General features: G+C 60.6%; 21 protein-coding genes and 1 tRNA gene. 18 read left to right on the plus strand and 4 right to left on the minus strand.

Features of this window, described 5'->3' with window-relative positions:
- Positions 1–129: 129 nt before the first annotated feature.
- Entirely contained in the window at positions 130–1,350 is a 1,221-nt protein-coding gene (locus G9X68_RS30840) for an NAD-dependent epimerase/dehydratase family protein (protein ID WP_062941471.1), read from the minus strand.
- A gap of 141 nt (positions 1,351–1,491) precedes the next feature.
- Between G9X68_RS30840 and ybgC the strand changes: the two genes are divergently transcribed.
- From ybgC to serA, 15 genes are all read left to right on the plus strand, one after another.
- Positions 1,492–1,947 (plus strand): tol-pal system-associated acyl-CoA thioesterase, encoded by a 456-nt coding sequence (gene ybgC, locus G9X68_RS30845; protein ID WP_171605607.1) that lies wholly within the window; start codon positions 1,492–1,494, stop codon positions 1,945–1,947.
- 375 nt (positions 1,948–2,322) lie between these two features.
- Positions 2,323–3,042 carry a protein TolQ gene (gene tolQ, locus G9X68_RS30850; RefSeq protein ID WP_171605608.1) on the plus strand — a complete coding sequence of 240 codons (720 nt, stop codon included), beginning with the start codon at positions 2,323–2,325 and terminating at the stop codon, positions 3,040–3,042.
- Between the two features lie 18 nt (positions 3,043–3,060).
- On the plus strand, positions 3,061–3,516 hold the full coding sequence (gene tolR, locus G9X68_RS30855; protein ID WP_003542730.1) for a protein TolR: 456 nt from the start codon (positions 3,061–3,063) through the stop codon (positions 3,514–3,516).
- An 8-nt stretch (positions 3,517–3,524) separates the two neighbouring features.
- Positions 3,525–4,661: a hypothetical protein gene (locus G9X68_RS30860; RefSeq protein WP_171605609.1), complete on the plus strand. Its 1,137-nt coding sequence runs from the start codon at positions 3,525–3,527 to the stop codon at positions 4,659–4,661.
- A complete protein-coding gene (locus G9X68_RS30865) occupies positions 4,662–5,108 on the plus strand; it encodes a cell envelope integrity TolA family protein (RefSeq protein ID WP_171605610.1) in 447 nt (148 codons plus the stop codon).
- 22 nt (positions 5,109–5,130) lie between these two features.
- Complete coding sequence (gene tolB, locus G9X68_RS30870) at positions 5,131–6,441, plus strand: Tol-Pal system beta propeller repeat protein TolB (RefSeq protein WP_171605611.1); 1,311 nt, start codon at positions 5,131–5,133, stop codon at positions 6,439–6,441.
- Between the two features lie 152 nt (positions 6,442–6,593).
- The gene (gene pal, locus G9X68_RS30875; RefSeq protein WP_171605612.1) at positions 6,594–7,124 is read left to right on the plus strand and encodes a peptidoglycan-associated lipoprotein Pal; all 531 of its coding nucleotides are present in this window, start codon (positions 6,594–6,596) and stop codon (positions 7,122–7,124) included.
- A gap of 163 nt (positions 7,125–7,287) precedes the next feature.
- Complete coding sequence (gene ybgF, locus G9X68_RS30880) at positions 7,288–8,277, plus strand: tol-pal system protein YbgF (protein ID WP_171605613.1); 990 nt, start codon at positions 7,288–7,290, stop codon at positions 8,275–8,277.
- 11 nt (positions 8,278–8,288) lie between these two features.
- Positions 8,289–9,782 carry a tRNA lysidine(34) synthetase TilS gene (gene tilS / locus G9X68_RS30885; protein ID WP_171605614.1) on the plus strand — a complete coding sequence of 498 codons (1,494 nt, stop codon included), beginning with the start codon at positions 8,289–8,291 and terminating at the stop codon, positions 9,780–9,782.
- 96 nt (positions 9,783–9,878) lie between these two features.
- Positions 9,879–11,810 (plus strand): ATP-dependent zinc metalloprotease FtsH, encoded by a 1,932-nt coding sequence (gene ftsH / locus G9X68_RS30890; RefSeq protein WP_017989342.1) that lies wholly within the window; start codon positions 9,879–9,881, stop codon positions 11,808–11,810.
- 241 nt (positions 11,811–12,051) lie between these two features.
- A complete protein-coding gene (gene glmM, locus G9X68_RS30895) occupies positions 12,052–13,404 on the plus strand; it encodes a phosphoglucosamine mutase (RefSeq protein ID WP_168308464.1) in 1,353 nt (450 codons plus the stop codon).
- Positions 13,405–13,671: 267 nt separating this feature from the next.
- Positions 13,672–13,911 carry a hypothetical protein gene (locus tag G9X68_RS30900; RefSeq protein ID WP_171605615.1) on the plus strand — a complete coding sequence of 80 codons (240 nt, stop codon included), beginning with the start codon at positions 13,672–13,674 and terminating at the stop codon, positions 13,909–13,911.
- 229 nt (positions 13,912–14,140) lie between these two features.
- Positions 14,141–14,977, plus strand: coding sequence for an outer membrane protein (locus G9X68_RS30905; RefSeq protein WP_171605616.1), 837 nt, complete (start codon positions 14,141–14,143; stop codon positions 14,975–14,977).
- Between the two features lie 188 nt (positions 14,978–15,165).
- On the plus strand, positions 15,166–16,344 hold the full coding sequence (locus G9X68_RS30910; RefSeq protein WP_171605617.1) for a phosphoserine transaminase: 1,179 nt from the start codon (positions 15,166–15,168) through the stop codon (positions 16,342–16,344).
- An 81-nt stretch (positions 16,345–16,425) separates the two neighbouring features.
- Positions 16,426–18,021: a phosphoglycerate dehydrogenase gene (serA, locus tag G9X68_RS30915; protein WP_171605618.1), complete on the plus strand. Its 1,596-nt coding sequence runs from the start codon at positions 16,426–16,428 to the stop codon at positions 18,019–18,021.
- A gap of 126 nt (positions 18,022–18,147) precedes the next feature.
- Here the strand turns inward: serA and G9X68_RS30920 are convergent, their stop codons facing one another.
- Positions 18,148–18,411, minus strand: a complete 264-nt coding sequence (locus G9X68_RS30920; RefSeq protein WP_171605619.1) for a hypothetical protein — start codon at positions 18,409–18,411, stop codon at positions 18,148–18,150.
- A 220-nt stretch (positions 18,412–18,631) separates the two neighbouring features.
- Between G9X68_RS30920 and G9X68_RS30925 the strand changes: the two genes are divergently transcribed.
- The 3 genes from G9X68_RS30925 (at position 18,632) to G9X68_RS30935 (ending at position 22,574) form a co-directional block, all read left to right on the plus strand.
- A complete protein-coding gene (locus tag G9X68_RS30925) occupies positions 18,632–20,704 on the plus strand; it encodes a putative bifunctional diguanylate cyclase/phosphodiesterase (RefSeq protein WP_171605620.1) in 2,073 nt (690 codons plus the stop codon).
- Between the two features lie 458 nt (positions 20,705–21,162).
- Entirely contained in the window at positions 21,163–22,362 is a 1,200-nt protein-coding gene (mnmA, locus tag G9X68_RS30930; protein WP_171605621.1) for a tRNA 2-thiouridine(34) synthase MnmA, read from the plus strand.
- Between the two features lie 135 nt (positions 22,363–22,497).
- Positions 22,498–22,574: transfer RNA gene (locus G9X68_RS30935), tRNA-Met, on the plus strand.
- A 182-nt stretch (positions 22,575–22,756) separates the two neighbouring features.
- Here G9X68_RS30935 and G9X68_RS30940 read toward each other — a convergent pair.
- A complete protein-coding gene (locus G9X68_RS30940; RefSeq protein WP_171599508.1) occupies positions 22,757–23,146 on the minus strand; it encodes a BA14K family protein in 390 nt (129 codons plus the stop codon).
- A 257-nt stretch (positions 23,147–23,403) separates the two neighbouring features.
- Positions 23,404–24,196 (minus strand): hypothetical protein (locus tag G9X68_RS30945; RefSeq protein WP_206679921.1); only part of this gene is annotated, 793 nt, incomplete at its 5' end.

The raw sequence follows: 24,196 nt of genomic DNA on the forward strand, positions 1-24,196 counted from the left end.
AGCGCGAGCGAAGGGCAATGAAGGGCGTGCCGTGTGGCCCCCTCATCCGACCCTACGGGCCACCTTCTCCCCGCTGGGGAGAAGAGGGAGCAAGCCGCGGCCTTCCTAGCCTTCGTCATCTCTCAGCACTCATGAAACCGACTTCAGCCGCTTGCCTTCCGGATCGTGATTGATCGTCGCGGCGATGTCCTTGGTCCAGGCGGAGACGGCCGGCACGCGCGCGCGGTCGACGCGATAGGCGAATTTCTTCGCGACGTCGACGATCTCGCCGAGCAGGCCCGCTTCCAGCGTGATCGGTTCAAGGCCGAGATCGCGGAATTTTTCGTTCCGGACGATCAGCTCGTTCTCTGCGGCTTCCTTGCGCGGGTTGGGCAGCCAGGCAATTTTGGCGCCGCTCATCCTGGCGATCATCTCGGCAAGGTCGCGCACCCGGTGGGTTTCGGTCATCTGGTTGAAGATCTCGACGCGGGCGCCGCGGGCCGGCGGGTTTTTCAGCGCCAGTTCGATGCAGCGGACCGAATCCTGGATGTGGATGAAGGCGCGGGTCTGGCCGCCGGTGCCGTGCACCGTCAGCGGATAACCGATCGCCGCCTGGATGAGGAAGCGGTTCAGCACCGTGCCATAATCGCCGTCATAGTCGAAACGGTTGATCAGCTGCGCGTGGCGGCGCGTCTGCTCGGTGTGTGTGCCCCAGACGATGCCCTGGTGCAGATCGGTGATCCTCAGGCCATCATTTCTGGCGTAGAACTGGAAGAGGAGCTGATCCAGGCACTTGGTCATGTGATAGATCGAGCCGGGATTGGAGGGATAGAGGATCTCCTGGCTGACCGTCTCGCCGCCGGCGGTTTCGATGCCGACCGGCAGGTAACCTTCTGGGATCGCCGCCCCGACCGTCGAATAGCCGTAGACGCCCATGGTGCCGAGATGGATGAGATGGGCATCGAGGTTAAGTTCCGTCAGCGCGTTCAGCAGATTGTGCGTGGCGCTGACATTGTTGTTGACAGTGTAGTTCTTGTGGCGGTCGCTCTTCATCGAATAGGGCGCGGCCCGCTGCTCGGCGAAGTGGATGACGGCATCCGGGCGGTGTTCGGAAAGCCAGTTCTTCAGGAGTTCGTAATCTTTGGCGAGATCGATCAGATTGAAGTGGATGCGGCGCCCGGTTTCGGCGTGCCAGATGCGGGTGCGCTCCTGGATCGAATCCATTGGGGTCAGCGACTGAACGCCAAGTTCGGTGTCGATCCAGCGGCGCGAGAGATTGTCGAGGATATGGATGTCGTGCCCGGCATCGGAGAGATGCAGCGACGTTGGCCAACCAATGAAACCGTCTCCACCCATAACCGCAATCTTCATCGCATCGTCTCCTGATTGGTCGCTCATTATCGGGAATAGTTAGGAATTGTGACAATCATTCAATGCCTGCCGGCCGGGCATTCAATGCTTGCCTGTCCGGAAGCGTTGCGCCAAACAGGGCACCTGAGTTTGGAGAAAATTATGACGGAACGCCCTTTTTCCATTTCGGGAGAGCTGACGGAGGCCGGACACCGCCTCGTGCAGCGGGTCTATTATGAAGACACGGACTTCTCCGGCCTGGTTTATCACGCCCGCTACCTGCATTTCCTGGAGCGCGGCCGCACCGATTATCTGCGCTGCCTCGGCGTCGAGCAGCGCGAACTCGTCAGTGCCGACGAGGAGGGGCTGGTTTTCGTCGTCCACCGCATGGAGATCGACTTCAAGAGCCCGGCGCGCATGGACGATGTGCTGACGATCCTGACGCATACGGAAAAAGCCGGCGGCGCCAAGATGGTGCTCAATCAGCAGATCCGTTCGGGCGAGACGCTGCTGATCGCCGCCAGGGTGATCATCGCCGTCATCAACGCTCGGGGGCGGCCGAGGCGGCTGCCGGAAACGCTGGCGGCGAAATTCCTGGAAGGCAGTCAGCCATTGTAGTCAGAATCGCTTGAAATTCAGCTCTTGTCAGAACTTGAGTTTTATGTGAAGGAATTCCCGCGCCGCAGGATGAGCGCTCTTTCGGCAGCCGGACCTTGCTCCGGTCAAGTAATCCATGGAACGAAATCTTCCAAACACAGGCTTACTGTCACAGTCCGGCACTAACGATCTATTAACCATAATAGTGTCTTACTGGGAAAGTCGGAGTTTGTGCGGTGCACGCCTTCCTTTGACCAAATTTGACGGCAAGAAGGCGGAAGATGAGCTTGGAAGTTTGACCAGGGCTTTGGGCGGCGGCCGCCGGACACTTCTTGCGAGATCAGTTTGTGCCGCCCGGTCCAGCACCGGGCGTTTGGATTCGGGGATTTTGGACCAATGGAACAAGTAGGATTGGCAGCAGCAACGACGGACGTCAGCCTCTGGTCGCTTTTCTTGCAGGCCGGCATCGTCGTCAAGCTCGTCATGCTCGGGCTCATCGCGGCCTCGGTGTGGACGTGGGCGATCGTCATCGACAAATACCTGGCCTATGGCCGCGCACGGCGCCAGTTCGACAAGTTCGAACAGGTGTTCTGGTCGGGCCAGTCGCTGGAAGAACTCTACCGCTCGCTGTCGGAACGCAACAATACCGGGCTGGCGGCAATCTTCGTGGCCGCGATGCGCGAGTGGAAGAAATCCTTCGAACGCGGCGCCCGCTCGCCGATCGGCCTGCAGATGCGTATCGACCGCGCGATGGACGTGACACTCGCCCGTGAAACAGAATTTCTCGGCGCCCGCCTTGGATCGCTGGCGACCATCGGCTCGGCCGGTCCGTTCATCGGTCTCTTCGGCACGGTCGTCGGCATCATGACTTCGTTCCAGGCGATCGCCGGTTCGAAATCGACCAACCTTGCGGTCGTCGCGCCCGGTATCGCCGAAGCGCTGCTTGCCACCGCGATCGGTCTCGTCGCGGCTATCCCCGCAGTTATCGCCTACAACAAGTTCTCTGCCGATGCCGGCAAGCTCTCGGGCCGCATGGAAGGTTTCGCGGATGAATTCTCCGCCATACTTTCGCGCCAGATCGACGAGAAACTGCAGCCGCGCGCTGCCGCTCAGTAACCAACGGAGTATTCTGACATGGGTATGGCTGTTGGAGGCAATGGCGGCGGGGGCGGCGGACGCCGCCGTCGCGGCGGTCGGAACAGGGCCGTGATTTCCGAAATCAACGTGACGCCGCTCGTCGACGTCATGCTGGTGCTTTTGATCATCTTCATGGTCGCGGCACCGATGATGACTGTCGGCGTGCCGATCGACCTGCCGGAAACGCAGGCCAAGGCGCTCAATTCCGAGACGCAGCCGATCACCATCTCCGTCAAGAATGACGGCGAAGTGTTCCTGCAGGAAACGCCGATCCCGGCCGCGGAAATCGCCGCCAAGCTCGAGGCGATCGCGACGACCGGGTACAACGAACGTATCTTCGTGCGCGGTGACGCGACAGCGCCCTACGGCGTCATCGCCGATGTCATGGCCCGTATTCAGGGCGCAGGCTTCAAGAATATCGGCCTGGTGACGCAGCAGAAGAAGGACCAATAGCGCTCAAAATGAAGGCCAGTGTCATCACATCTGCTGTTTTGCACGGCCTGGTGCTCACCTGGGCGATGGTGTCGCTCGGCGCCCCGGAATCCTTCAAGGTGGAGGATTTCGAGGCGATGCCGGTTGATCTCGTACCGGTGGAATCCATTACCCAGATGCAGCAAGGCGACAAGAAGGCTCCGAAGAAGGAGACTTCGGCGCCCGTGCCGACGACACGGCCGCCGATCGCACAGCCGGCCGAGAATGCCGGCGACAACAATGTCGACCTGAAAACGCCGCCGGTCCCGAACGCCAAACCCAGCAATAGCGAAGCGGCCGCGGCGAATTCGAGCGATAAGCCGATGCCGAAGATCGATCCTAAGCCGAATGACGTCAAGGAGATCGTCAAGGAGGAAACGGAAGTCGAGCAGCCGAAGGAGGTCGCTTCAATTCCGCCGCCGAAGCCGGTCGAAGTGACGCCGCCGAAGCCTGAGGAAAAGCCGCCGGAAGAGCAGGCCAAGCCGGAGGAGCCGCCGAAGCCGGATGCCGAGGCGCTGCCTGACAATGTGCCGACGCCGGTTGCCAAGCCGCAGGTAAAGCCGCCTGAGCCGCAAAAGCCCGCCGAAAAGCCGCCGGAAAAGACAGCCGACCAGCCGAAGGCTGCCGAGAAGCCGACCGAAAAGAAGAAGGCCGATCAGAAGCAGGAGACTGCGAAATCTGCCTCATCGATGAAGAGCGATTTCAATGCCGATGAGGTTGCGGCGTTGCTGAACAAGACCGATCCTTCAGCAGGTGGTGCTAAGCGCTCGACGCAGGAGGCATCGCTCGGAGCGAAGAAGAGCAATGGCGGCTCCAAGCTTTCGATGAGCGAGATGGATGCGCTGAAAAGCGCCATCGCCGGCAATTGGTCTGTCATTCCCGGCATGGAAGGCGTGAGCGATGTTCGCATCAAGGTGCATATGAATCTCGATCAGGACGGCAATATCGTCGGCGAACCGGAAGTCGAGGCGGTTGGTGGCGATAACGAATCTACTCGTCGGGCACTCGCCGGCGGCGCTTATCGCGCCATCATGAAATCGGCTCCTTTCTCGTCGCTTCCAAAAGACAAATACGATGCCTGGAGCGAAGTCGTCGTCAACTTCGATCCAAGCGATCTGGGAATTTAAATGCTGAAGAGCCTGTATTATTTCGCGAAGTCTTTCGGGATACGCGCGGTGCTGGTGGGAATCGCGATTGGCTTGGCGTTGCCGCTCGAAGCAAATGCGGAGACGGTTGATCGGGGAAATGGCGGTAAGGAAGTATCCGCTATCAGTTCGGCTACCGCTGTCGCGATGCGAGATGCAATCCAGAGGCAGTTCAATATCGATACCAGTCTGAAAGACATCGGCAGCGTGCGTATGACGATTCACGTAAAGCTTGATAGAGATGGCCAGATCGTAGGCGTTCCTGACGTGGAGGCCAGTGGTGGTAGTGAGAGCACGCGAAAAAGCATTACCAATGCCGGCGTTCGCGCAGTTCGTCGCGCAGCTCCTTTTACGATGCTTACAAAAGATAAATACGATGCCTGGAAGGAAGTTATTTTGAACTTCGACACCAGCGCTCTTACGCAATAAGATGCTGAAAGGCTTGTTTGATATGGTCAAGTGTTCCCTCATCCGCGCGCTCGTCGTCGCCGTCGGCATGGCTGCCGCCGCTCTTGTTGCATCGCCTGCGAACGCGCTCGTGGAGATCAACATCAACAAAGGTAACGTTCAGCCACTGCCGATTGCGGTAACCGACTTCCTGCAGGGCGATATGGGTGCGCAGGTCTCGCAAGTGATTGCCGCGGACCTGCAGCGTTCCGGATTGTTTGCGCCCATCAACAAGTCCGCTTTCATCGAGAAGATTTCCAACCCGGACGCTTCGCCGCGATTCGAGGACTGGAAGGTTATTAACGCGCAGGCGCTGGTTACTGGCCGGGTTACGCAGGAAGCGGATGGTCGTCTTCGTGCCGAGTTCCGTCTCTGGGATACTTTTGCCGGACAGCAAATGACTGGCCAGCAGTTCTACACGCAACCGGAGAACTGGCGGCGTGTTGCCCACATCATTGCTGATGCGATCTACAAGCAGATCACCGGCGAGGAAGGCTATTTCGACACCCGCGTCGTCTTCGTCTCCGAATCCGGCACCAAGCAGCAGCGCAAGCGTCAGCTGGCGATCATGGACCAGGACGGCTTCAACATCCGCATGCTGACGGATGGTAGCGATCTCGTGCTGACGCCCCGCTTCTCGCCGAGCCGGCAGGAAGTGACCTACATGTCCTTTGCCAACCAGCAGCCGCGGGTCTATCTGCTGCAGCTCGAAACCGGGCAGCGCGAGGTCGTCGGTAACTTCCCCGGCATGACCTTCTCGCCGCGCTTCTCGCCGGATGGGCAGAAGGTGATCATGAGCCTGCAGCAGGAAGGCAATTCCAACATCTATACGATGGACCTGCGATCGCGCACGACGACGCGGTTGACCTCGACGGCGGCGATCGACACCTCGCCCTCCTATTCGCCTGACGGCGCACGCGTCAGCTTCGAAAGCGACCGCGGCGGCAAGCCGCAGATCTACGTGATGAATGCCGATGGCTCCGGCCAGACCCGCATTTCCTTCGGCGACGGTTCCTATTCGACGCCGGTCTGGTCGCCGCGCGGAGATCTCATCGCCTTCACCAAGCAGGCCGGCGGCAAGTTCTCGATCGGGGTGATGAAGCCGGATGGTTCCGGCGAACGCATCCTGACGACGGGCTTCCACAATGAGGGCCCGACCTGGGCGCCGAACGGCCGCGTGCTGATGTTCTTCCGCCAGGCGGCAGGGTCGGGTGGTCCGCAGCTCTATTCGATCGATCTGACCGGTTACAACGAGCAGCTTGTGAAGACGCCGACCTACGGCTCCGACCCGGCTTGGTCGCCACTTCTGGAGTAGGCGATGCGTTGCTGCCTTTATGTCGCCCCAAAGTCATGGAACCGAGCGACCAAGGGACAAATCAGTAAATCGTTAACCATAATCTTTGAGGGGCGGTTAACCGAGTGCGGTTACTGTCCGGAAACCCTGATGAAATCGCAAGGAGACCGGCCATGAGCCGAATTCATACCCCGGCAATGAGCCGCATGCAGAATTTCGCCCGCAACCCCGTCATGATCGCGCTTATCGCCGGCCTCGCGCTCGCAAGCTGCGCCAAGAAGCCGCCGAACAGCGCCGGCGACCTCGGCCTCGGCAGCGGTGCTGGCGCCGCAACGCCGGGCTCTGCCCAGGACTTCACGGTCAATGTCGGCGACCGTATCTTCTTCGATACCGACTCCTCGTCGATCCGCGCCGATGCCTCGCAGACGCTTGACCGTCAGGCGCAGTGGCTCGCCCGTTACCCGAACTACCAGATCACCGTCGAAGGCCATGCCGACGAACGTGGCACGCGCGAATATAACCTCGCGCTCGGCGCCCGCCGTGCTGCTGCCGCCAAGGACTATCTCGCTTCGCGCGGCGTCCCGGCGCAGCGCCTGAAGACGATCTCCTACGGCAAGGAACGTCCGGTCGCCGTCTGCGACGATATTTCCTGCTGGTCGCAGAATCGTCGCGCGGTTACCGTGCTTGGCGGCGCCGGCATGTAATTGCCGAGCAACAATTCGCTTTTTCGGCAGGCGGTCCCATCCGGGGCCGCCTTTTCTTTTTGACCACACTTTGGCCAGACTCCGTTGCTTTTTGAAAGCAATTGGAAAAGTCTCCTGTTCGTGCCATCGAGGTGCGAAGAATCACTGGGACAGGACGATACATATGAAGAAACTTGTCGTGGCAGGCATGCTGTGCCTCGCGGCTGTGACCGGAAGCGAACGGGCGGCCTATTCGGCCTCGTTCTTCGGGCTACATCTCGGCGGCCGAACCGCGGAAAACCAGGCGCCGCCGCCCGTCGTCAAGGTGCAGAGCGGCGACGCGGAGGTCCGCGTGCAGCAGCTCGAAGAGCAGTTGCGGCAGCTGAACGGCCGGATCGAGGAGATGAGCTTTCAGCTTCTGCAGATGCAGGAGACGATCCGCAAGCAGCAGGAAGACAATGAATTCCGCTTCCAGCAGCTCGAAAAGACCGGTGCCGGCGGCGGCGGCGCCAAGGCCCCTGTCAAGAAGAGCGAGACCGATGCCGCTCCGGCCGCCTCCGGCGGCGACGATATTGCCAAGGTGATCCAAGCACCGCAGGGAGCCGAAACGGCTCCCTCCACCAGCGTGCCGGAGAATAGCGGTCTCGGCCAACCACCGAAGGAACTCGGCTCGATCGATTTCGATCAGAACGGCAATCCGATCGGCGGAAGCGTCGACGAAAATGCCACGATCGGTTCCGGGCCGATTCCCGATGCCAGCCCAAAAACACCGCAGCAGACCGCCTCGCTCGGCAGCGAGGCCGACCAGTACAAGGCCGCCTATGGCCACGTGCTATCCGGCGACTACAGCACGGCCGAACAGGAATTCACGCAGTATATCACCCGCTACCCGAGCAGCGCGCGGGCGGCGGACGCCAATTTCTGGCTCGGCGAAGCGCTCTATTCGCAGGGCAAGTACAATGAGGCGGCCAAGACCTTCCTCAATGCGCATCAGAAATACGGCACATCGGAAAAGGCGCCGGAAATGCTGCTGAAGCTCGGCATGTCGCTTGCGGCCCTCGACAATAACGAGACTGCCTGTGCGACGCTGCGCGAAGTGTCGAAGCGTTATCCAAAGGCTTCGCGTGCCGTTATAAGCAAGGTTGCGAGCGAACAGAAGCGCCTCTCCTGCTAAGGTCTTCCGGAATGTCTCCGGAAGCCGCATCGCCTCAACTGGCGATCCTCCAGTTTCTCACGTCGCTTCAAAGCCCCGCGCGCATTCTCGTCGCGATCTCGGGCGGCAGCGATTCCACCGGCCTGCTTCTTCTGCTCGATGAAGCCCTGAAGGCCGCGCCCCATCTCAAGATTTCCCTTTGCGCCGCAACCGTCGATCATGCGTTGCGCCCAGGCTCCGCAGACGAGGCGCGTGAAGTCGCCGCCCTCTGCGCATCGCTCGGCATTCCCCACACCATTCTGACTTGGCAGGGCGACAAGCCGAAAACCGGCATCATGGCGGCTGCCCGCCAGGCACGCTACGGCCTGCTTGCGGCTGCCGCCGAAAGTTTCGAGGCCGATCTCATCGTCACCGGCCATACGTTCGACGACCAGCGCGAAACGGTTGCCATGCGTGGGATGCGAACGGAGCAGCTTTCGACCGGTATTGCCGATGCGGTGCTCTTCGACCGGCGTTTCTGGATTTTACGGCCGCTTCTTTTTTCCACCCGGGTAGATATCCGCGCGTTCCTGAAGGAGCGGGGCGTGCCGTGGATCGACGATCCCAGCAACGAGGATACCAATTACGAGCGCGTGCGGACGCGCCGGCAGCTTTCGGCCGATACCGGTGCTGAGGGGAATATCCGCGCAGCCTGGGAAGAGCGGCTGGCTCTTTCAACCAAGGGTGCAGAGTGGCTGGATCGTTACTTCACGCTTCACGGCGGTCTGCTCGGACAGGTGATGCTTGACGGCTTGAGGCAGGATCGGGCCGTCCTCGATTATGCGCTTGGGCGCCTGACGGCCGTTTTCGGCGGGCAACCGTTTGCGCCGGGGAGGGCGCATATGGAGCGTATCCTTGCATTTGCCACCGGCAGTGAACCGGGACGGATGACCGCTGGCAGGGTGGTTTTTGATCTCAGGCGTGACGGGCTTTATCTGACGCGAGAGAGCCGGGGGATGGTGCCGCTGGTATTGCCGCCGGGAGAGGCTGGGGTTTGGGATGGCCGTTTCGAGGTTGCAAACGCCTCCGCGTCCGGCGTCAGGATCGAGGCGGTAGGGGTAGGGACGAAACCTCGCTCCTCCCTCATTCCTGTGCTTGTCACAGGAATCCAGCCACCGCGCGTCGGCGCGGTGAATGACTTAACAATGCGTGAAGAGTCTTCCGCGCCCAAGGACTTGGGCGCGCTGGATTCCTGTGACATCCCTCGGGTTAAACCCGAGGAAGGGAATGAGGGAGGGTGGGGCAGGGGCCTTCCCAAGGCGGCGGCGAAACGCGCGATGGCGGCATCGCCGATCGCCTTACCCTTCGAAGAGAGCGTACCGACGGCGAAATCGGAAGGCTATGTGCGCCTCATGCCCTATTTCGCACCCTTCGACCGCTTTTTGACACGATTTGACTTCATCTTTGCCAACAGGCTTTCGGCGGTTTTCGCGACGGCGCCCTATGCGAGGCTGCCTTTAAGAAGTATTGACGGAAAAACCATCTGACTTGGGGGATCGCCTTGGCAATCGCACGGCGCAACCCTATGTTAGAAACGAATAAGACGGTCGCCATGAGGCGGCTGTTCCATGCTGGGGAGTTCAATGAACCCTAACTTACGCAATTTCGCCTTGTGGGCGATCATAGCGCTTCTGCTGATCGCCCTTTTCAGTATGTTTCAGACGGCGCCGGCGCAGACGGGCTCCCGCGAAATCCCTTATTCGCAGTTTCTGCGTGAGGTCGATGCGGGCCGTGTGAAGGACGTCGTGGTCACGGGCAACCGTCTCTCTGGAAGCTATGTTGAAAATGGCACCACCTTCCAGACCTATTCGCCTGTGATCGACGACAGTCTGCTCGATCGCCTGCAGTCGAAGAATGTCCTGGTTTCCGCCCGTCCTGAAACGGACGGCTCTTCGGGTTTCCTCAGCTATCTCGGCACGCTTTTGCCGATGCTTCTGATCCTTGGCGTCTGGCTGTTCTTCATGCGGCAGATGCAGGGCGGCTCGCGCGGGGCGATGGGCTTCGGCAAGTCCAAGGCCAAGCTGCTCACCGAAGCGCATGGCCGCGTGACGTTTGAAGACGTTGCCGGTGTCGACGAGGCCAAGCAGGATCTCGAAGAAATCGTCGAATTCCTGCGTGATCCGCAGAAGTTCCAGCGTCTCGGCGGCAAGATCCCGCGCGGCGTGCTGCTCGTCGGCCCTCCGGGCACCGGCAAGACGCTGCTCGCCCGCTCGGTTGCCGGCGAAGCCAATGTGCCCTTCTTCACCATTTCAGGTTCCGACTTCGTCGAAATGTTCGTCGGCGTCGGTGCAAGCCGTGTGCGCGATATGTTCGAGCAGGCGAAGAAGAATGCGCCCTGCATCATCTTCATCGACGAAATCGATGCCGTCGGCCGTCATCGCGGTGCCGGTCTCGGCGGCGGTAATGACGAACGCGAGCAGACGCTGAACCAGCTGCTGGTCGAAATGGACGGCTTTGAGGCGAATGAAGGCGTGATCCTGATCGCCGCCACCAACCGTCCCGACGTTCTCGATCCGGCGCTGCTGCGTCCCGGCCGTTTCGACCGTCAGGTCGTCGTGCCGAACCCAGACATCGTCGGCCGCGAGCGCATTCTCAAGGTGCATGCCCGCAACGTCCCGCTGGCGCCGAATGTCGATCTCAAGATCCTCGCCCGCGGTACGCCCGGTTTTTCCGGCGCCGACCTGATGAACCTCGTCAACGAAGCCGCCCTCATGGCCGCCCGCCGCAACAAGCGCGTCGTCACCATGCAGGAATTCGAGGACGCCAAAGACAAGATCATGATGGGCGCCGAGCGCCGTTCCTCGGCAATGACCGAGGCGGAAAAGAAGCTCACCGCATACCATGAAGCCGGACACGCCATCACCGCGCTCAATGTCGCCGTCGCCGATCCGCTGCACAAGGCGACGATCATTCCGCGCGGCCGTGCGCTCGGCATGGTCATGCAGCTTCCCGAGGGCGACCGCTACTCGATGAGCTACAAGTGGATGGTCTCGCGCCTCTGCATCATGATGGGCGGCCGCGTCGCCGAAGAGCTGACCTTCGGCAAGGAGAACATCACTTCGGGTGCTTCTTCCGACATCGAACAGGCCACCAAGCTTGCCCGCGCCATGGTCACGCAGTGGGGCTTCTCCGATCAGCTTGGTCAGGTCGCCTATGGCGAGAACCAGCAGGAAGTCTTCCTCGGCCACTCGGTTTCGCAATCGAAGAATGTTTCGGAAGCAACCGCGCAGAAGATCGACAATGAAGTGCGCCGCCTGATCGACGAAGCCTATACCCAGGCCCGCACGATCCTGACGGAAAAGCACGACGAGTTCGTCGCCCTTGCCGAAGGTCTGCTCGAATACGAGACGCTGACCGGTGAAGAGATCAAGGCGCTGATCCGCGGCGAAAAGCCTTCCCGCGATCTCGGCGATGATTCGCCGCCGAGCCGCGGCTCGGCTGTTCCGAAGGCCGGCGCACGGCCTGCCACTAAGGGCGACGAGCCCGAAGGCGGCCTCGAACCGCAGCCGCATTGAACAGCGGCACTACCCTGAACAAGGCCGGATTTCTGAAGTGGGAGATTCGGCCTTTTCTATTGGTAACGGGATATAATCATTTTTCTTGCTAATTTACGTGCCGTTCGCCGCATTTTGTGGCATTCCGCTGAATTGAGGCAAGCATGAATCACGCTCCTGGATTGACGACAATCCACCGAAGCCGGATTCGCTTGGAACGGTGCGCTGCCTTGAATGGCGCGCGGAAAGCGCAGGAGTGCAGATGAAAAGACGCTATTTCGGTACGGACGGCATTCGCGGCCAATCCAACGTCTTCCCGATGACGCCGGATCTCGCCATGCGGGTCGGCATTGCCGCCGGCACGATCTTCCGCCGCGGCAATCACCGCCATCGCGTCGTCATCGGCAAGGATACGCGCCTTTCCGGCTATATGCTGGAGAACGCCATGGTCGCGGGCTTCACGGCCGCGGGCCTCGACGCATTTATTCTCGGCCCGATCCCGACACCTGCTGTCGCCATGCTGACGCGCTCGCTGCGCGCCGATATTGGCGTGATGATCTCTGCGTCGCACAATCCTTACGAGGATAACGGCATCAAGCTTTTCGGCCCCGACGGTTACAAGCTTTCAGACGACATTGAGGCAGAGATCGAGGATCTGCTCGAAAAGGACCTGAATGCGCAGCTCGCGAAATCCGACGATATCGGCCGCGCCAAGCGCGTCGACGGCGTGCATGACCGTTATATCGAACATGCCAAGCGCACCCTACCGCGCGATGTGACGCTGCAGGGCCTTAGGATCGCGATCGACTGCGCCAATGGCGCCGCCTACAAGGTGGCGCCCGCCGTGCTCTGGGAGCTCGGCGCCGATGTCGTCACCATCGGCAATGAGCCGAACGGCACCAACATCAATCTCAATTGCGGCTCCACCAGCCCCGTCGCGCTGCAGAAGAAGGTCGACGAGGTACGCGCCGATATCGGCATCGCGCTCGACGGCGACGCGGACCGCGTCATCATCGTCGACGAGAACGGTTCGATCGTCGATGGCGACCAGCTGATGGCCGTCATTGCCGAGAGCTGGGCCGAGAGCCAGCAGCTGCGCGGCAATGGTATCGTTGCGACCGTCATGTCCAATCTCGGCCTCGAGCGTTTCCTCGAGGACAAGGGCCTCGGCCTTGCCCGGACGAAGGTTGGTGACCGTTATGTCGTCGAGCATATGCGCCAGCACAATTACAATGTCGGCGGCGAGCAGTCCGGCCACATCGTGCTTTCGGACTACGGCACGACCGGCGACGGTCTCGTTGCGGCCTTGCAGATCTTGGCCGCGGTCAAGCGCACCGGCCGGACCGTCAGCGAGGTCTGCCGCCGCTTCGAGCCGGTGCCGCAGCTTCTGCGCAATGTCCGCATCAGCGGCGGCAAGCCGCTGGAGGATATGCAGGTACAGAAGGCGATCGCCGACGCCGAAGCCGAGCTTGCCAGGAACGGCCGCCTCGTCATCCGCCCCTCAGGCACCGAGCCGCTGATCCGCGTTATGGCCGAGGGTGACGACCGCGCCCAGATCGAACGCATCGTCAACGAGCTGATCGGCACGATCTCGAACGTCCGGACCGCTGCCTGATTTTTTCGGACGAAATGTCAAAAGCCGGTATGCAAGTGCCGGCTTTTTCGTCATTGGCGCCTTCGGTTCGAAGATCCACGCCGGATGGACGACCACATATCAGTGACTTGCCAGCTTGGCTTCCGTAGGGCGTCGGCAGCCGCACCATGTCGGGCGCGGTGAGCACCGATACAGCGCCCATGGAAATTTGCCGATGTCTTGGTGACGGCGCTGTCAACCTCCACATGCGGATGTTACACGGCGGCGTTTGCATTCAAAGGAAATATCATGAAAAAATTGGTGCGCCTGCTGCTGACGATCGCTCTCGCATTCGTCGTCTTCACCGGTTTCCGCTGGTACCGCTACGTTACCAACACCGACAGCCCTTATGATGAAATCGGCATCACGCTCAACAACGCCATGCCAGGCCCGATCAATGCCTGGGGCTGTGCCAAGCTCAAAACGACCTTTGGCAGCTCCTTGCCCCCTTATGGCTGCGCCGCCGAAAACGCGACGCAATGGAAGTAACGGGAGGATTTGCCGATTGAAGCAGCCGATGGATCTGACTGCCCGGCGGCTGCCGGCCTCAGCCTACTCCACCACCATATCGAGGAATTTGCCGCCAATCTCTCTCTTAACGTTTCTTCCTATTTATAGTTAAGCAGCTTTTAACGTTTCCAATTCATTATCCATACGAAGCGTACCAGATTGGCGGCGATCGAGCCTGCCGACGTAACGGGATTTTGGAGTGGGATCCATGAAAAGAAGCTTGTCCGGCGTTTTCGCCGCATTGTTGATCGCGACAAACGCTTATTCCGCGGACTTCGCTCCTGCCGAGCCTATTCCTGAGCAGCCGCCTGAAGTGACGGTCACCGAAGCGACCGGCTGGTATCTGCGCGGCGACGTCGGTTATGCCTTCACCGATTTGCGCGGCGCGCGCTACTTCCAGGGCAGTAACGCCACGGAAGTCGATTTCGACGACGCCGACCTCGACGACGCATGGACGATCGGCGGCGGTGTCGGCTATCAGATCAACAGCTATCTGCGCACCGATCTGACCTTCGACTATCTCACCCAGGCGGATTTCAAGGGCTCGACGGTTGGGCAGTGCGGCTTTCCGCTGGTGGACTGCACCTCGAGCGACCGCTCTTCGCTGACAGCCTATACACTGCTCGCCAACGCCTATGTCGATCTCGGCACCTACGGCTACGTCACGCCTTATGTCGGCGCCGGTATCGGCGGTTCCTACGTGAAGTGGAAGAACCTGCGCAACGTTGCCTGCGCCGATGACGGCAGCTTCTGCGACGACCAGGTCACCCATGGCGGCAAGGGCAACTGGCGCTTCACCTACGCGCTCATGGCCGGCGCCTCGATCGACGTGACCTGCAACGTCAAGGCCGACGTCGGTTACCGTTACCTGCATATCGACGGCGGCAACATGTTCGGTTATGCCGATAATGGCGGCCCGGGCCGCGACAAGGGCCTCAGCGTCCACGAAGCCCGCGTCGGCGCCCGTTATCTCTTCGGCGGTTGCGCCCAGGCGAGCTATGAACCGCCGCCGGAAATCCCGCTGCAGCAGCCTGTCTACAAGTAAGTCCAATTCCCAGACATCTGAAAGCCGCCCCCAACCGGGCGGCTTTTCGTATTGCGGCCCTACCGCCCTGAGTCAAAATATGTTCCGCCCGCGACACTTCGATCTTGACTATGACGCGCCGGATCCATACACACGGCGGCGGGACACCCTTCCCCAACGAAGGGCTTTCTATCTGAGAGGATAGCATCATGGCGAAGACCGCAAAGCCGGACATCCGTCCGCACAATACCCATTTTTCTTCTGGCCCCTGCTCGAAGCGCCCCGGTTGGTCGCTCGAAGCCCTTTCCGACGCGGCCCTTGGCCGTTCGCACCGCGCGAAGGTCGGCAAGGCCAAGCTCAAGCAGGCCATCGACCTTACCCGTGAAATTCTCGAAGTGCCGGCGGATTACCGCATCGGCATCGTTCCGGCGTCCGACACCGGCGCCGTCGAAATGGCGCTCTGGTCGCTGCTCGGCGAACGCGGCGTCGATATGCTCGCCTGGGAAAGCTTCGGCGCCGGCTGGGTCACCGATGTCGTCAAGCAGCTGAAGCTCAAGGATGTGCGCAAGCTCGAAGCCGGTTACGGCGAGCTTCCCGATCTCTCCGCCGTCGATTTCGACCGCGACGTCGTCTTCACCTGGAACGGTACCACCTCAGGCGTGCGCGTGCCGAATGCCGATTTCATCCCTGATAACCGCAAGGGCCTGACGATCTGCGACGCCACCTCGGCCGCTTTCGCGCAGGCACTCGATTTCGCCAAGCTCGACGTCGTCACCTTCTCCTGGCAGAAGGTTCTGGGCGGCGAGGGCGCCCACGGGGTCATCATTCTTTCGCCGCGCGCCGTCGAGCGTCTGGTCACTTACACGCCGGCCTGGCCGCTGCCGAAGATCTTCCGTATGACCTCGGGCGGCAAGCTGACGGAAGGCATCTTCCAGGGCGAGACGATCAACACACCGTCGATGCTCTGCGTCGAGGACTATATCGATGCGCTTGTCTGGGCCAAGGGCCTCGGCGGCCTCAAGGGGCTGATCGCGCGTGCCGACGCCAATGCCAAGGTCATCCACGATTTCGTCGCGGCTAACGACTGGATCGCCAATCTCGCCGTCAAGGCGGAAACCGCCTCCAACACCTCCGTCTGCCTGAAGATCGTCGACAAGGACATCGCAGCGCTTGACGACGACGGCCAGGCGAATTTCGCCAAGGGTCTGGTCAGCCTCCTGGAAAAGGAAGGCGTCGCCTATGACGTCGGCCACTACCGTGACGCGCCGTCCGGCCTGCGTATCTGGGCCGGCGCCACGATCGAGGCATCCGATATGCAGAAGCTGATGCCTTGGCTTTCCTGGGCTTTCGAAACCCAGAAGGCGCAGCTCGCTCAGGCTGCCGCCTGACCCGATCACATTCGGCTCCGCCACAGGGCGGAGCAGCATTCCTGATTCATTCATCGCTGAACACTTTTGAAGGAGGCCCTCATGGCACCTCGCGTTCTCGTATCCGACGAATTGTCGGAAACCGCCGTCCAGATTTTTCGCGACCGCGGCGTCGAAGTCGATTTCGAACCGCAGCTCGGCAAAGACAAAGACCGTCTGCTCGAAGTCATCGGCAAGTATGATGGCCTAGCCATCCGCTCCGCCACCAAGGTGACGGAAAAGATCATCGAGGGGGCGACGAACCTCAAGGTCGTCGGCCGTGCCGGCATCGGCGTCGACAATGTCGATATCCCGGCCGCCTCGCGCCGTGGCATCATCGTCATGAACACGCCCTTCGGCAACTCGATCACGACGGCCGAACATGCGATCGCGCTGATGTTCGCCGTCGCCCGCCAGCTTCCGGCAGCCGATACCTCGACGCAGGCCGGCAAGTGGGAGAAGTCGAAGTTCATGGGCGTCGAGATCACCGGCAAGACGCTTGGCGTCATCGGCGCCGGCAATATCGGTTCGATCGTCTGTGCCCGGGCCATCGGCCTGAAGATGCACGTCGTCGCCTACGATCCGTTCCTCTCCAAGGAGCGCGCCGAAGAGATGGGCGTCACCAAGGTCGAGCTGGAAGAGCTTTTCGCCCGGGCCGATTTCATCACGCTGCATGTGCCGATGACCGACAAGACGCGCGGTATCCTCAACAAGGAAGCACTGGCAAAGACCAAGCCCGGCGTGCGCATCATCAATTGCGCACGCGGCGGCCTGGTCGATGAGGCAGCGCTTGCCGAGGCCATCAAGACGGGGCATGTCGCGGGTGCCGCCTTCGACGTGTTCGAGGTCGAGCCCGCCAAGGAAAGCCCGCTCTTCGGCTTGCCGAACGTCGTCTGCACGCCGCATCTTGGCGCCTCGACGACCGAGGCTCAGGAAAACGTCGCTTTGCAGGTCGCCGAACAGATGGCGGATTACCTTGTCAATGGTGCGGTCTCCAACGCCATCAACATGCCGTCGATCACGGCTGAGGAAGCGCCGATCCTGAAGCCCTTCATCCGTCTTGCCGACGTTCTCGGCGCCTTCGTCGGCCAGGTCACCGAAGAGCCGATCAAGGAAATCGAAATCCTCTATGACGGCATCACCGCCAAGATGAATACGCGAGCGCTGACCAGCGCTGTGCTCGCCGGTCTCATCCGCCCGCAGGTTGCCGACGTCAACATGGTTTCGGCGCCGATCATGATCAAGGAAAAGGGCATCGTGCTTTCCGAGGTCAAGCGCGACAAGACAGGCGTCTTCGACGGCTATATCAAGCTGACGGTGACGACGGAAAGCATGACGCGCTCGGTCGCCGGCACGGTGTTTTCGGACGGCAAGCCGCGCTTCATCCAGATCAAGGGCATCAACCTCGATGCCGATGTCGGCTCGCACATGATCTACATCACCAATACCGACGTCCCCGGCATGATCGGCTTCATCGGCACGACGCTTGGTGCTGCCGGCGTCAATATCGCCAACTTCCAGCTCGGCCGTGACAAACAGGGCGGCGACGCCATCGCACTGCTCTATGTCGACGGCAAGGTTGATGACGCCGTGCTTGCTGAGCTGACTGCCCACCAGGCAGTTCGCCAGGCAAAGCCGCTGACCTTCAATATCGACTGAGTTTTTCCTCCCGAGGACACGAAAAACCCGGTGCTGCAATGAACTGACCCCCGAAAGTTGGACATCCAACCTCGGGGGCAGTTCAGAAACGGCGCCGGGTTTTTTCGGTATCAGGAACCGATGAATTTAGTGATGCCGGCGTCGGCGGACAATCCTGCCGAGACGGGCGGCATCGTCCTGCGCCTTCGTGCGGTGAAGGAAGGCGAGCCTGCTGCCGTCGAGACCCTGGAAGAATTCGTCCCAGGAAATCTCTTCCTGCGTTTCAGAGGAAAAATCGACGCGGACGGTTTCGCTGTCCGGCGCGTTCTTGATGCGGGCGGGATGGCCGCCGCGCGCCTCGATCCAATGTCTGATCCTGCTGTAATCCGTCGTCGTGCCGAACCTGCCCATGAAACCCTCCTCAGCAATTCGAATGCGACATCGATCACCCGCAACGCACGATCGACGGGATTGTTCCATGACGCTCAAATTATTTTATCGAGGGCGAGATCGTGACAGCTTTGCACATTCTGAAGGCGGAAGCCTAAAGTTTAACCTTACTTATGATTCTGATTTTATTTAACTTTTCTCGGTATACCCTGACATCGGCATCAACCGCACGCGAATTTCCATGACCCCCTTGCAGAAGACCGAGCAGACCGAAGCATCAAACGACGACTTCCGGTCATTGTTTGCAACACATCCGTCGCCGATGTGGGTCTATGACCCAGTATCGCTGCATTTTCTCATCGTCAACGAGGCGGCGGTAGCACTTTACGGCTATGGCGCGGACGAATATCGGCGCATGACCGTTCTGGATATCCGTCCCGAGCATGAGCGGGAGCGGATGATCGACGCCGTCAGCGGCCGTACTGACATGGAAAAGGCAGAACGCTGGGTTCACCTCAAGGCGAGCGGCGAGACCTTCGAAGTGCTGACCTATGGCCGAGAAGTGCGTTTCGAGGGCCGAGCCGCCATCCTGACGATCGTGCAGGATCGCAGCGAGGTCAATGCCGCAAAACGCCAGATCAGCGATACGCGCTCGCTTCTCGACAGCATCGTCGACAACCTGCCGGTCGGCGTCTTCGTCAAGGACATGGAAGCGGACGGGCTTTACGTTCTCTTCAACGAGGCCTGCGGCGACATTGTCGGCATGAGGGCGGAGGACGTGGTCGGCCAAACCGACCGGGCGCTGTTTCCAGCCGGTCAAACAGACGCCTTCCGCGAGCAGGATCGCCGGGCCTTCGAAGCCAATGCGACGATCAGCTTTGAGGAGACGATGCTGCGCGCCGATGGCATGCCGCGCCTCCTGCGCACCGTCAAACGCGCCCTGCCGACGCCGGAGGGCCATGCGCCGCGTTATCTGCTCGGCATCTCGCAGGATGTGACGGAGGAGCGCGCCGTCGAGGCAAAGCTTGCCCATCTCGCCATGCATGATTCGCTCACGGGCCTGCCGAACCGGGCGGCATTTTCCAAACATATCCAACAGCGGGCGGTCGAAGCGACCGCCGACAGCCCGATCGCGCTGCTTTATATCGACGTCGATCATTTCAAGCATATCAACGACAGCAAGGGACATGCCGCCGGCGACGCGCTGCTTTGCCAGGTGTCGGAACGGCTGCTTCGGCTGGCGGAGGAGGGCGATCTCGTCGCCCGTCTCGGTGGCGACGAATTCGCCGTCGTGCTGGAGCTCGACGAGCCGGAACGGGCCGGCCGTTTTGCGCAGCGGCTGCTCAAGGCACTGAGCCATGCCTTCGATCTCGACGGCGCCCGGGAGCATGTCACCTGCAGTATCGGTATCGCCTTGGCTCCCGACCATGCCGGTGACGCGGATGTGCTGATGCGGCATGCGGATCTGGCGCTCTATGCCGCCAAGGAGAGCGGGCGCTCGACCTATCGTTTCTACGAGACGGAGATGCGGCTTGCCGCCGAGCGCCGGCACGTGATGACCGCCGAGCTGTGGGAAGCGCTGGAGAAGCGCCAGTTCGAGCTGCATTACCAGCCGATCGTGCAACTCGACAATGACGGCATCGGCGGCTTCGAGGCGCTGATCCGCTGGCGCCATCCCAAGCGCGGGCTGGTGGCGCCGATGGAATTCATTCCGCTCGCCGAGGAAACCGGCCTTATCGTGCCGATCGGTGACTGGGTAATCCGGGAAGCCTGCCGCGCGGCCGCCGGCTGGCCCGCCCATCTGAGGATCGCCGTCAATCTCTCCGTCAGCCAGTTTCGGCATGCGAGCCTGCTTTCGACCGTGGTCGCGGCGCTCGACGAGACCGGCCTCAATGCCGACCGGCTTGAAATCGAAATCACCGAATCCGTATTCCTGACCGATGCCGACCAAAGCCTGCCGCGCCTGCGTGCATTGAAGGAACTCGGCCTCCGCATCGCCATCGACGATTTCGGCACCGGCTATTCGTCGCTGAGTTATCTCCGATCCTTCCCCTTCGACAAGATCAAGCTCGACCGCAGTTTCGTTTCGGGCATCGAGACGGATGCGGGCAATCTCGCCATCGTGCGCGCCGTCGTCGGCATCGGCTCCGGCTTCAACGCGACGACGCTGGCCGAGGGAATCGAGACGGAAGAGCAGTTGCAGAAGCTGCGCGCAGAAGGTTTCAGTGAGGTGCAGGGCTATCTGCTCGGCCGGCCGATGCCGCAGCACGAGGCAGAAGCGCTGATCCACGGTCGCGCTCTGAAGAAGGCTTAGTCACACAGATAGAAGCGCTTAAGCGACAGCTGGGAGTGGCGTCGGGGAAAGGTATTCGCCGGATGCCATCAAGCATTCGTCATTTTGAGAAAGCCGGCAGAAGCGGCATAATTGTCGTGGGCTGGAAAGGAGGATGTCTATGAAACGCTATTCATTATCGATGATCGGACTGGCGCTCGTAACCGCCATCATAGCCAATCCGGGCATCGCATTCGCCTGCAACAAGCTGATCGGCACTTGAGCCGCACCCCCCGCTCCAAGGCGCGGCTTCGGCTGCGCCTTCTCTTCAGGCGGGGATGCGAAATATCGGCGCCCGAAGGCTGCCCCTTGCGCCCAAGGACAATCCTTTCTATATCGGTGCCTCATCGACAGACGGCGGCCGATCCCGCCGGAGATCAGCAATCCGCCGCAATTGCAGCGCAAGGGCGGATCGTGACCGCGCAGAATTGGCACCATCGTTGAACACACTGGATTTTGACAAGAAGCCGGAAGAGACCCGCGTCGTCGTCGCCATGTCGGGCGGCGTCGATTCATCCGTCGTCGCCGGCCTTCTCAAACAGCAGGGTTATGATGTGCTCGGCATCACGCTGCAGCTTTACGATCATGGCGCCGCCGTTCACCGCGCCGGCTCCTGTTGCGCCGGCCAGGATATCGACGACGCGCGCCGCGTCTGCGAAACGCTCGGCATTCCGCATTACGTGCTCGATTACGAAAAGCGCTTTCGTGAGACGGTGATCAACCCATTCGCCGAAAGCTATGTGGCGGGCGAAACGCCGATCCCTTGCGTTTCCTGCAACCAGACCGTCAAATTCGCCGATCTTCTGGCGACAGCCAAGGAGCTTGGCGCCGATGCGCTGGCGACCGGCCATTATATCCGCTCGGGACGGAATCCTTCGCCGGACAATCCCGGCCGCCGCGCGCTTTTCCGCCCGGCCGATGCCGACCGCGACCAAAGCTATTTCCTCTTCGCCACGACGCAGGAACAGATCGATTATCTCCGCTTTCCCCTGGGCGGCCTGCCGAAGGCCGAGACCCGCAGGCTCGCCGAAGAGATGGGCCTCGTCGTTGCCAAGAAGGCCGACAGCCAGGACATCTGCTTCGTGCCGCAGGGCAAATATTCCGACGTCATCACCAAGCTGAAGCCGAATGCGGCGCTCGCCGGCGAGATCGTCCATCTCGATGGCCGCGTGCTCGGCACCCATGAGGGCATCCTGCATTTCACGATCGGCCAGCGCCGCGGCATCGGCATCGCCACCGGCGAGCCGCTCTACGTCGTCTTTCTCGATGCTCGCTCGCGCCGCGTCATCGTCGGGCCAAAAGAGGCGCTGGAAACGCACCGCGTCTATCTGCGTGACGTCAACTGGCTGGGTGACGAGACGCTTGCGGAAGCCGCCGCCGGTAAGGGCTTTGCCTGTTACGCCAAGGTCCGCTCGACACGGGCTCCGGCGCCCGCCGTCCTGCATATCGATGCAACAGGCACCTATGTCGACCTGACGGTCGGCGAGGCGGGTATCGCGCCCGGCCAGGCCTGCGCGCTTTATTCCGCGCCCGGCGACAACGCCCGCGTCTTCGGCGGCGGTTTCATCGAACGCTCCGAGCGTGAACCTTCGGCGGAAGCCTGCCTGAGGGCCCTTTTGGCCAGCCCCGTCGCCGCCTGAAACCGATCGGAAACAGGAGGCGGTAAAGCCCACCCTTTTTCTCGATCATGCGCTTGACACAAAGCCGAAGCGCACCTTATAAGCCGCTCATCCCACGAACCGGCATCGCTTCGCGAGCGGGTATCGTTGACCAGTGGCGGAGTAGCTCAGTAGGTCAGAGCAGAGGAATCATAATCCTTGTGTCGGGGGTTCAAATCCCTCCTCCGCTACCAGTCAACTAGCTGATTTTATTGGCTAAATCGGAAGCATCCTATAAAATTGGCGTGTTGCGTGTTGCAACAGAAAACAGCGCATTTTCAGCGTTTTCAACGTGTTGCAGTTTATTACTTGCAACACGGATGCAACACGGAAAACCGCCGGCTGGTGAGGCCGGCGGATCGCTTATGAGCTACAATCAGCTGTACGGCGAATTACAGTACGCACGCATCCCAGCCCGAGGGACGTAGGTATTGTCATAGGCGCGGTATGATCGGTAGCGGTCCGCGCACCACTGTACGTGGCGCGAGCCACCGTAGTTGGCGCGGGGTTGGTTGGCTATTGCTCCCCCGATAATTGCGGCAGCGCCGAACGCAGCTAGCGGATACCAGTAACCGTCAGAATGCCGGCGATACCCCGGTCGACGATCCCGGTAGCCGCGCTGTCCGTGGTAGTAGCCGTTGCGATGGCGGCGGAGATCACGATTATCGCCGCGATACTGCACCTGATCCACCTGCGAGGTGGCTACGGGAACATTTGGAGTTGCGACGGGAAGAGCGAATGCGGTCGTAAGAGACGTGAAGCTCATAGCCACCGCAAGCGAACCGGCGGAGAGTATTTTCGTAATTTTTTTCACGGGTTATTCCTTTCCTAGAGATACGGAAACCCGGCCCGAGACATAAGGTTCCGTAACGTGAGGAAGCCGCCAGCTGGTGAGGCCGGCGCTCGGTGAGGTAGGGCTTCCGATTTTTGCGGTCGCCCCGATGATCGACTGGACGGATCGCGCGTGGAACTTGGCTGGATAACAGTCAAGTCGTACCTCTTGTCGTACCGCCCCTTAGCAGACTACTGCAAAGGCGGTGGATCGACCCTCAGCTGAGGCGGTAGGCTTTGAAGCGCCTGTTCGGACTGATGCTCCTTTGTCTTGCGCACAAGATCTGCTGCCTTACGAGCCGCAGCAAAATCGTAATCGTCACCGGCTATTGACTTCATCAACTCGAAGAAGATCACTTCCTCAAGCTGCCCGGTCAGCCAATACGAAGCGTGATCCGGGCTTTTCTCGATATACCCTCGTTGATGAGGCAACACTTCTTGCACCATGGCATTTATGTCAGTGTGATCCTTCATTAGATTTTTTGGGGACATACCCGACTTAATTACTGCCAGCACCATGGACGACCGCGCGGACAAGCTGGCAATCGCCTGATAAGCAAGCCAAGCTCGCGGGGGTACGAAGAGCCGCTCCGAGCCGACCGATGACAATGGATTCTTGCTAAGGCTTTCGGGGTTTTGACCGTCCCATAGCATCTTGGCCATGTCCCTCACGCCATCAGCCTCACGACCGCCGCGCTCCATCAAATCGCTAATGGCGTCCATGCGAGCCACCTGGGCGAACATGGTGGACATGCTGTAGCTTCGCTGAAATAGGGTTGCAGACCACAAGGTTTCTGCGGCTTGCTGCCGTCTTTTGATCAGATCAATGTTTCTGGCTGATTGTGCATTCAAGATGTTTGATCTTACGCTCTGTAACTCACTTTCGCTGTAACCGGTGTCCCGCTCCCACGTTGTCGATGCCGCTCTAATCTGTGATCGCCTTTCCATGGACGAGCAACGGGAGTTTCTCCATGGAGAGTACATT

The organism is Rhizobium changzhiense, assembly GCF_013087625.1.
In the GTDB taxonomy this organism is placed as follows: Bacteria; Pseudomonadota; Alphaproteobacteria; order Rhizobiales; family Rhizobiaceae; genus Rhizobium; species Rhizobium sophorae.

What these genes read in the sequence shown, in the direction of transcription:
- G9X68_RS30920 (WP_171605619.1), bottom strand. Translation starts at nt 18,411, where the DNA reads ATGGGCAGGTTCGGCACGACGACGGATTACAGCAGGATCAGACATTGG.
- G9X68_RS30905 (WP_171605616.1), top strand. Translation starts at nt 14,141, where the DNA reads ATGAAAAGAAGCTTGTCCGGCGTTTTCGCCGCATTGTTGATCGCGACA.
- G9X68_RS30940 (WP_171599508.1), bottom strand. Translation starts at nt 23,146, where the DNA reads ATGAGCTTCACGTCTCTTACGACCGCATTCGCTCTTCCCGTCGCAACT.
- ybgC (WP_171605607.1), top strand. Translation starts at nt 1,492, where the DNA reads ATGACGGAACGCCCTTTTTCCATTTCGGGAGAGCTGACGGAGGCCGGA.
- G9X68_RS30860 (WP_171605609.1), top strand. Translation starts at nt 3,525, where the DNA reads ATGAAGGCCAGTGTCATCACATCTGCTGTTTTGCACGGCCTGGTGCTC.
- tolB (WP_171605611.1), top strand. Translation starts at nt 5,131, where the DNA reads ATGGTCAAGTGTTCCCTCATCCGCGCGCTCGTCGTCGCCGTCGGCATG.
- tolQ (WP_171605608.1), top strand. Translation starts at nt 2,323, where the DNA reads ATGGAACAAGTAGGATTGGCAGCAGCAACGACGGACGTCAGCCTCTGG.
- G9X68_RS30865 (WP_171605610.1), top strand. Translation starts at nt 4,662, where the DNA reads ATGCTGAAGAGCCTGTATTATTTCGCGAAGTCTTTCGGGATACGCGCG.
- ybgF (WP_171605613.1), top strand. Translation starts at nt 7,288, where the DNA reads ATGAAGAAACTTGTCGTGGCAGGCATGCTGTGCCTCGCGGCTGTGACC.
- tilS (WP_171605614.1), top strand. Translation starts at nt 8,289, where the DNA reads ATGTCTCCGGAAGCCGCATCGCCTCAACTGGCGATCCTCCAGTTTCTC.
- ftsH (WP_017989342.1), top strand. Translation starts at nt 9,879, where the DNA reads ATGAACCCTAACTTACGCAATTTCGCCTTGTGGGCGATCATAGCGCTT.
- G9X68_RS30840 (WP_062941471.1), bottom strand. Translation starts at nt 1,350, where the DNA reads ATGAAGATTGCGGTTATGGGTGGAGACGGTTTCATTGGTTGGCCAACG.
- tolR (WP_003542730.1), top strand. Translation starts at nt 3,061, where the DNA reads ATGGGTATGGCTGTTGGAGGCAATGGCGGCGGGGGCGGCGGACGCCGC.
- G9X68_RS30910 (WP_171605617.1), top strand. Translation starts at nt 15,166, where the DNA reads ATGGCGAAGACCGCAAAGCCGGACATCCGTCCGCACAATACCCATTTT.
- serA (WP_171605618.1), top strand. Translation starts at nt 16,426, where the DNA reads ATGGCACCTCGCGTTCTCGTATCCGACGAATTGTCGGAAACCGCCGTC.
- G9X68_RS30925 (WP_171605620.1), top strand. Translation starts at nt 18,632, where the DNA reads ATGACCCCCTTGCAGAAGACCGAGCAGACCGAAGCATCAAACGACGAC.
- G9X68_RS30900 (WP_171605615.1), top strand. Translation starts at nt 13,672, where the DNA reads ATGAAAAAATTGGTGCGCCTGCTGCTGACGATCGCTCTCGCATTCGTC.
- pal (WP_171605612.1), top strand. Translation starts at nt 6,594, where the DNA reads ATGAGCCGAATTCATACCCCGGCAATGAGCCGCATGCAGAATTTCGCC.
- glmM (WP_168308464.1), top strand. Translation starts at nt 12,052, where the DNA reads ATGAAAAGACGCTATTTCGGTACGGACGGCATTCGCGGCCAATCCAAC.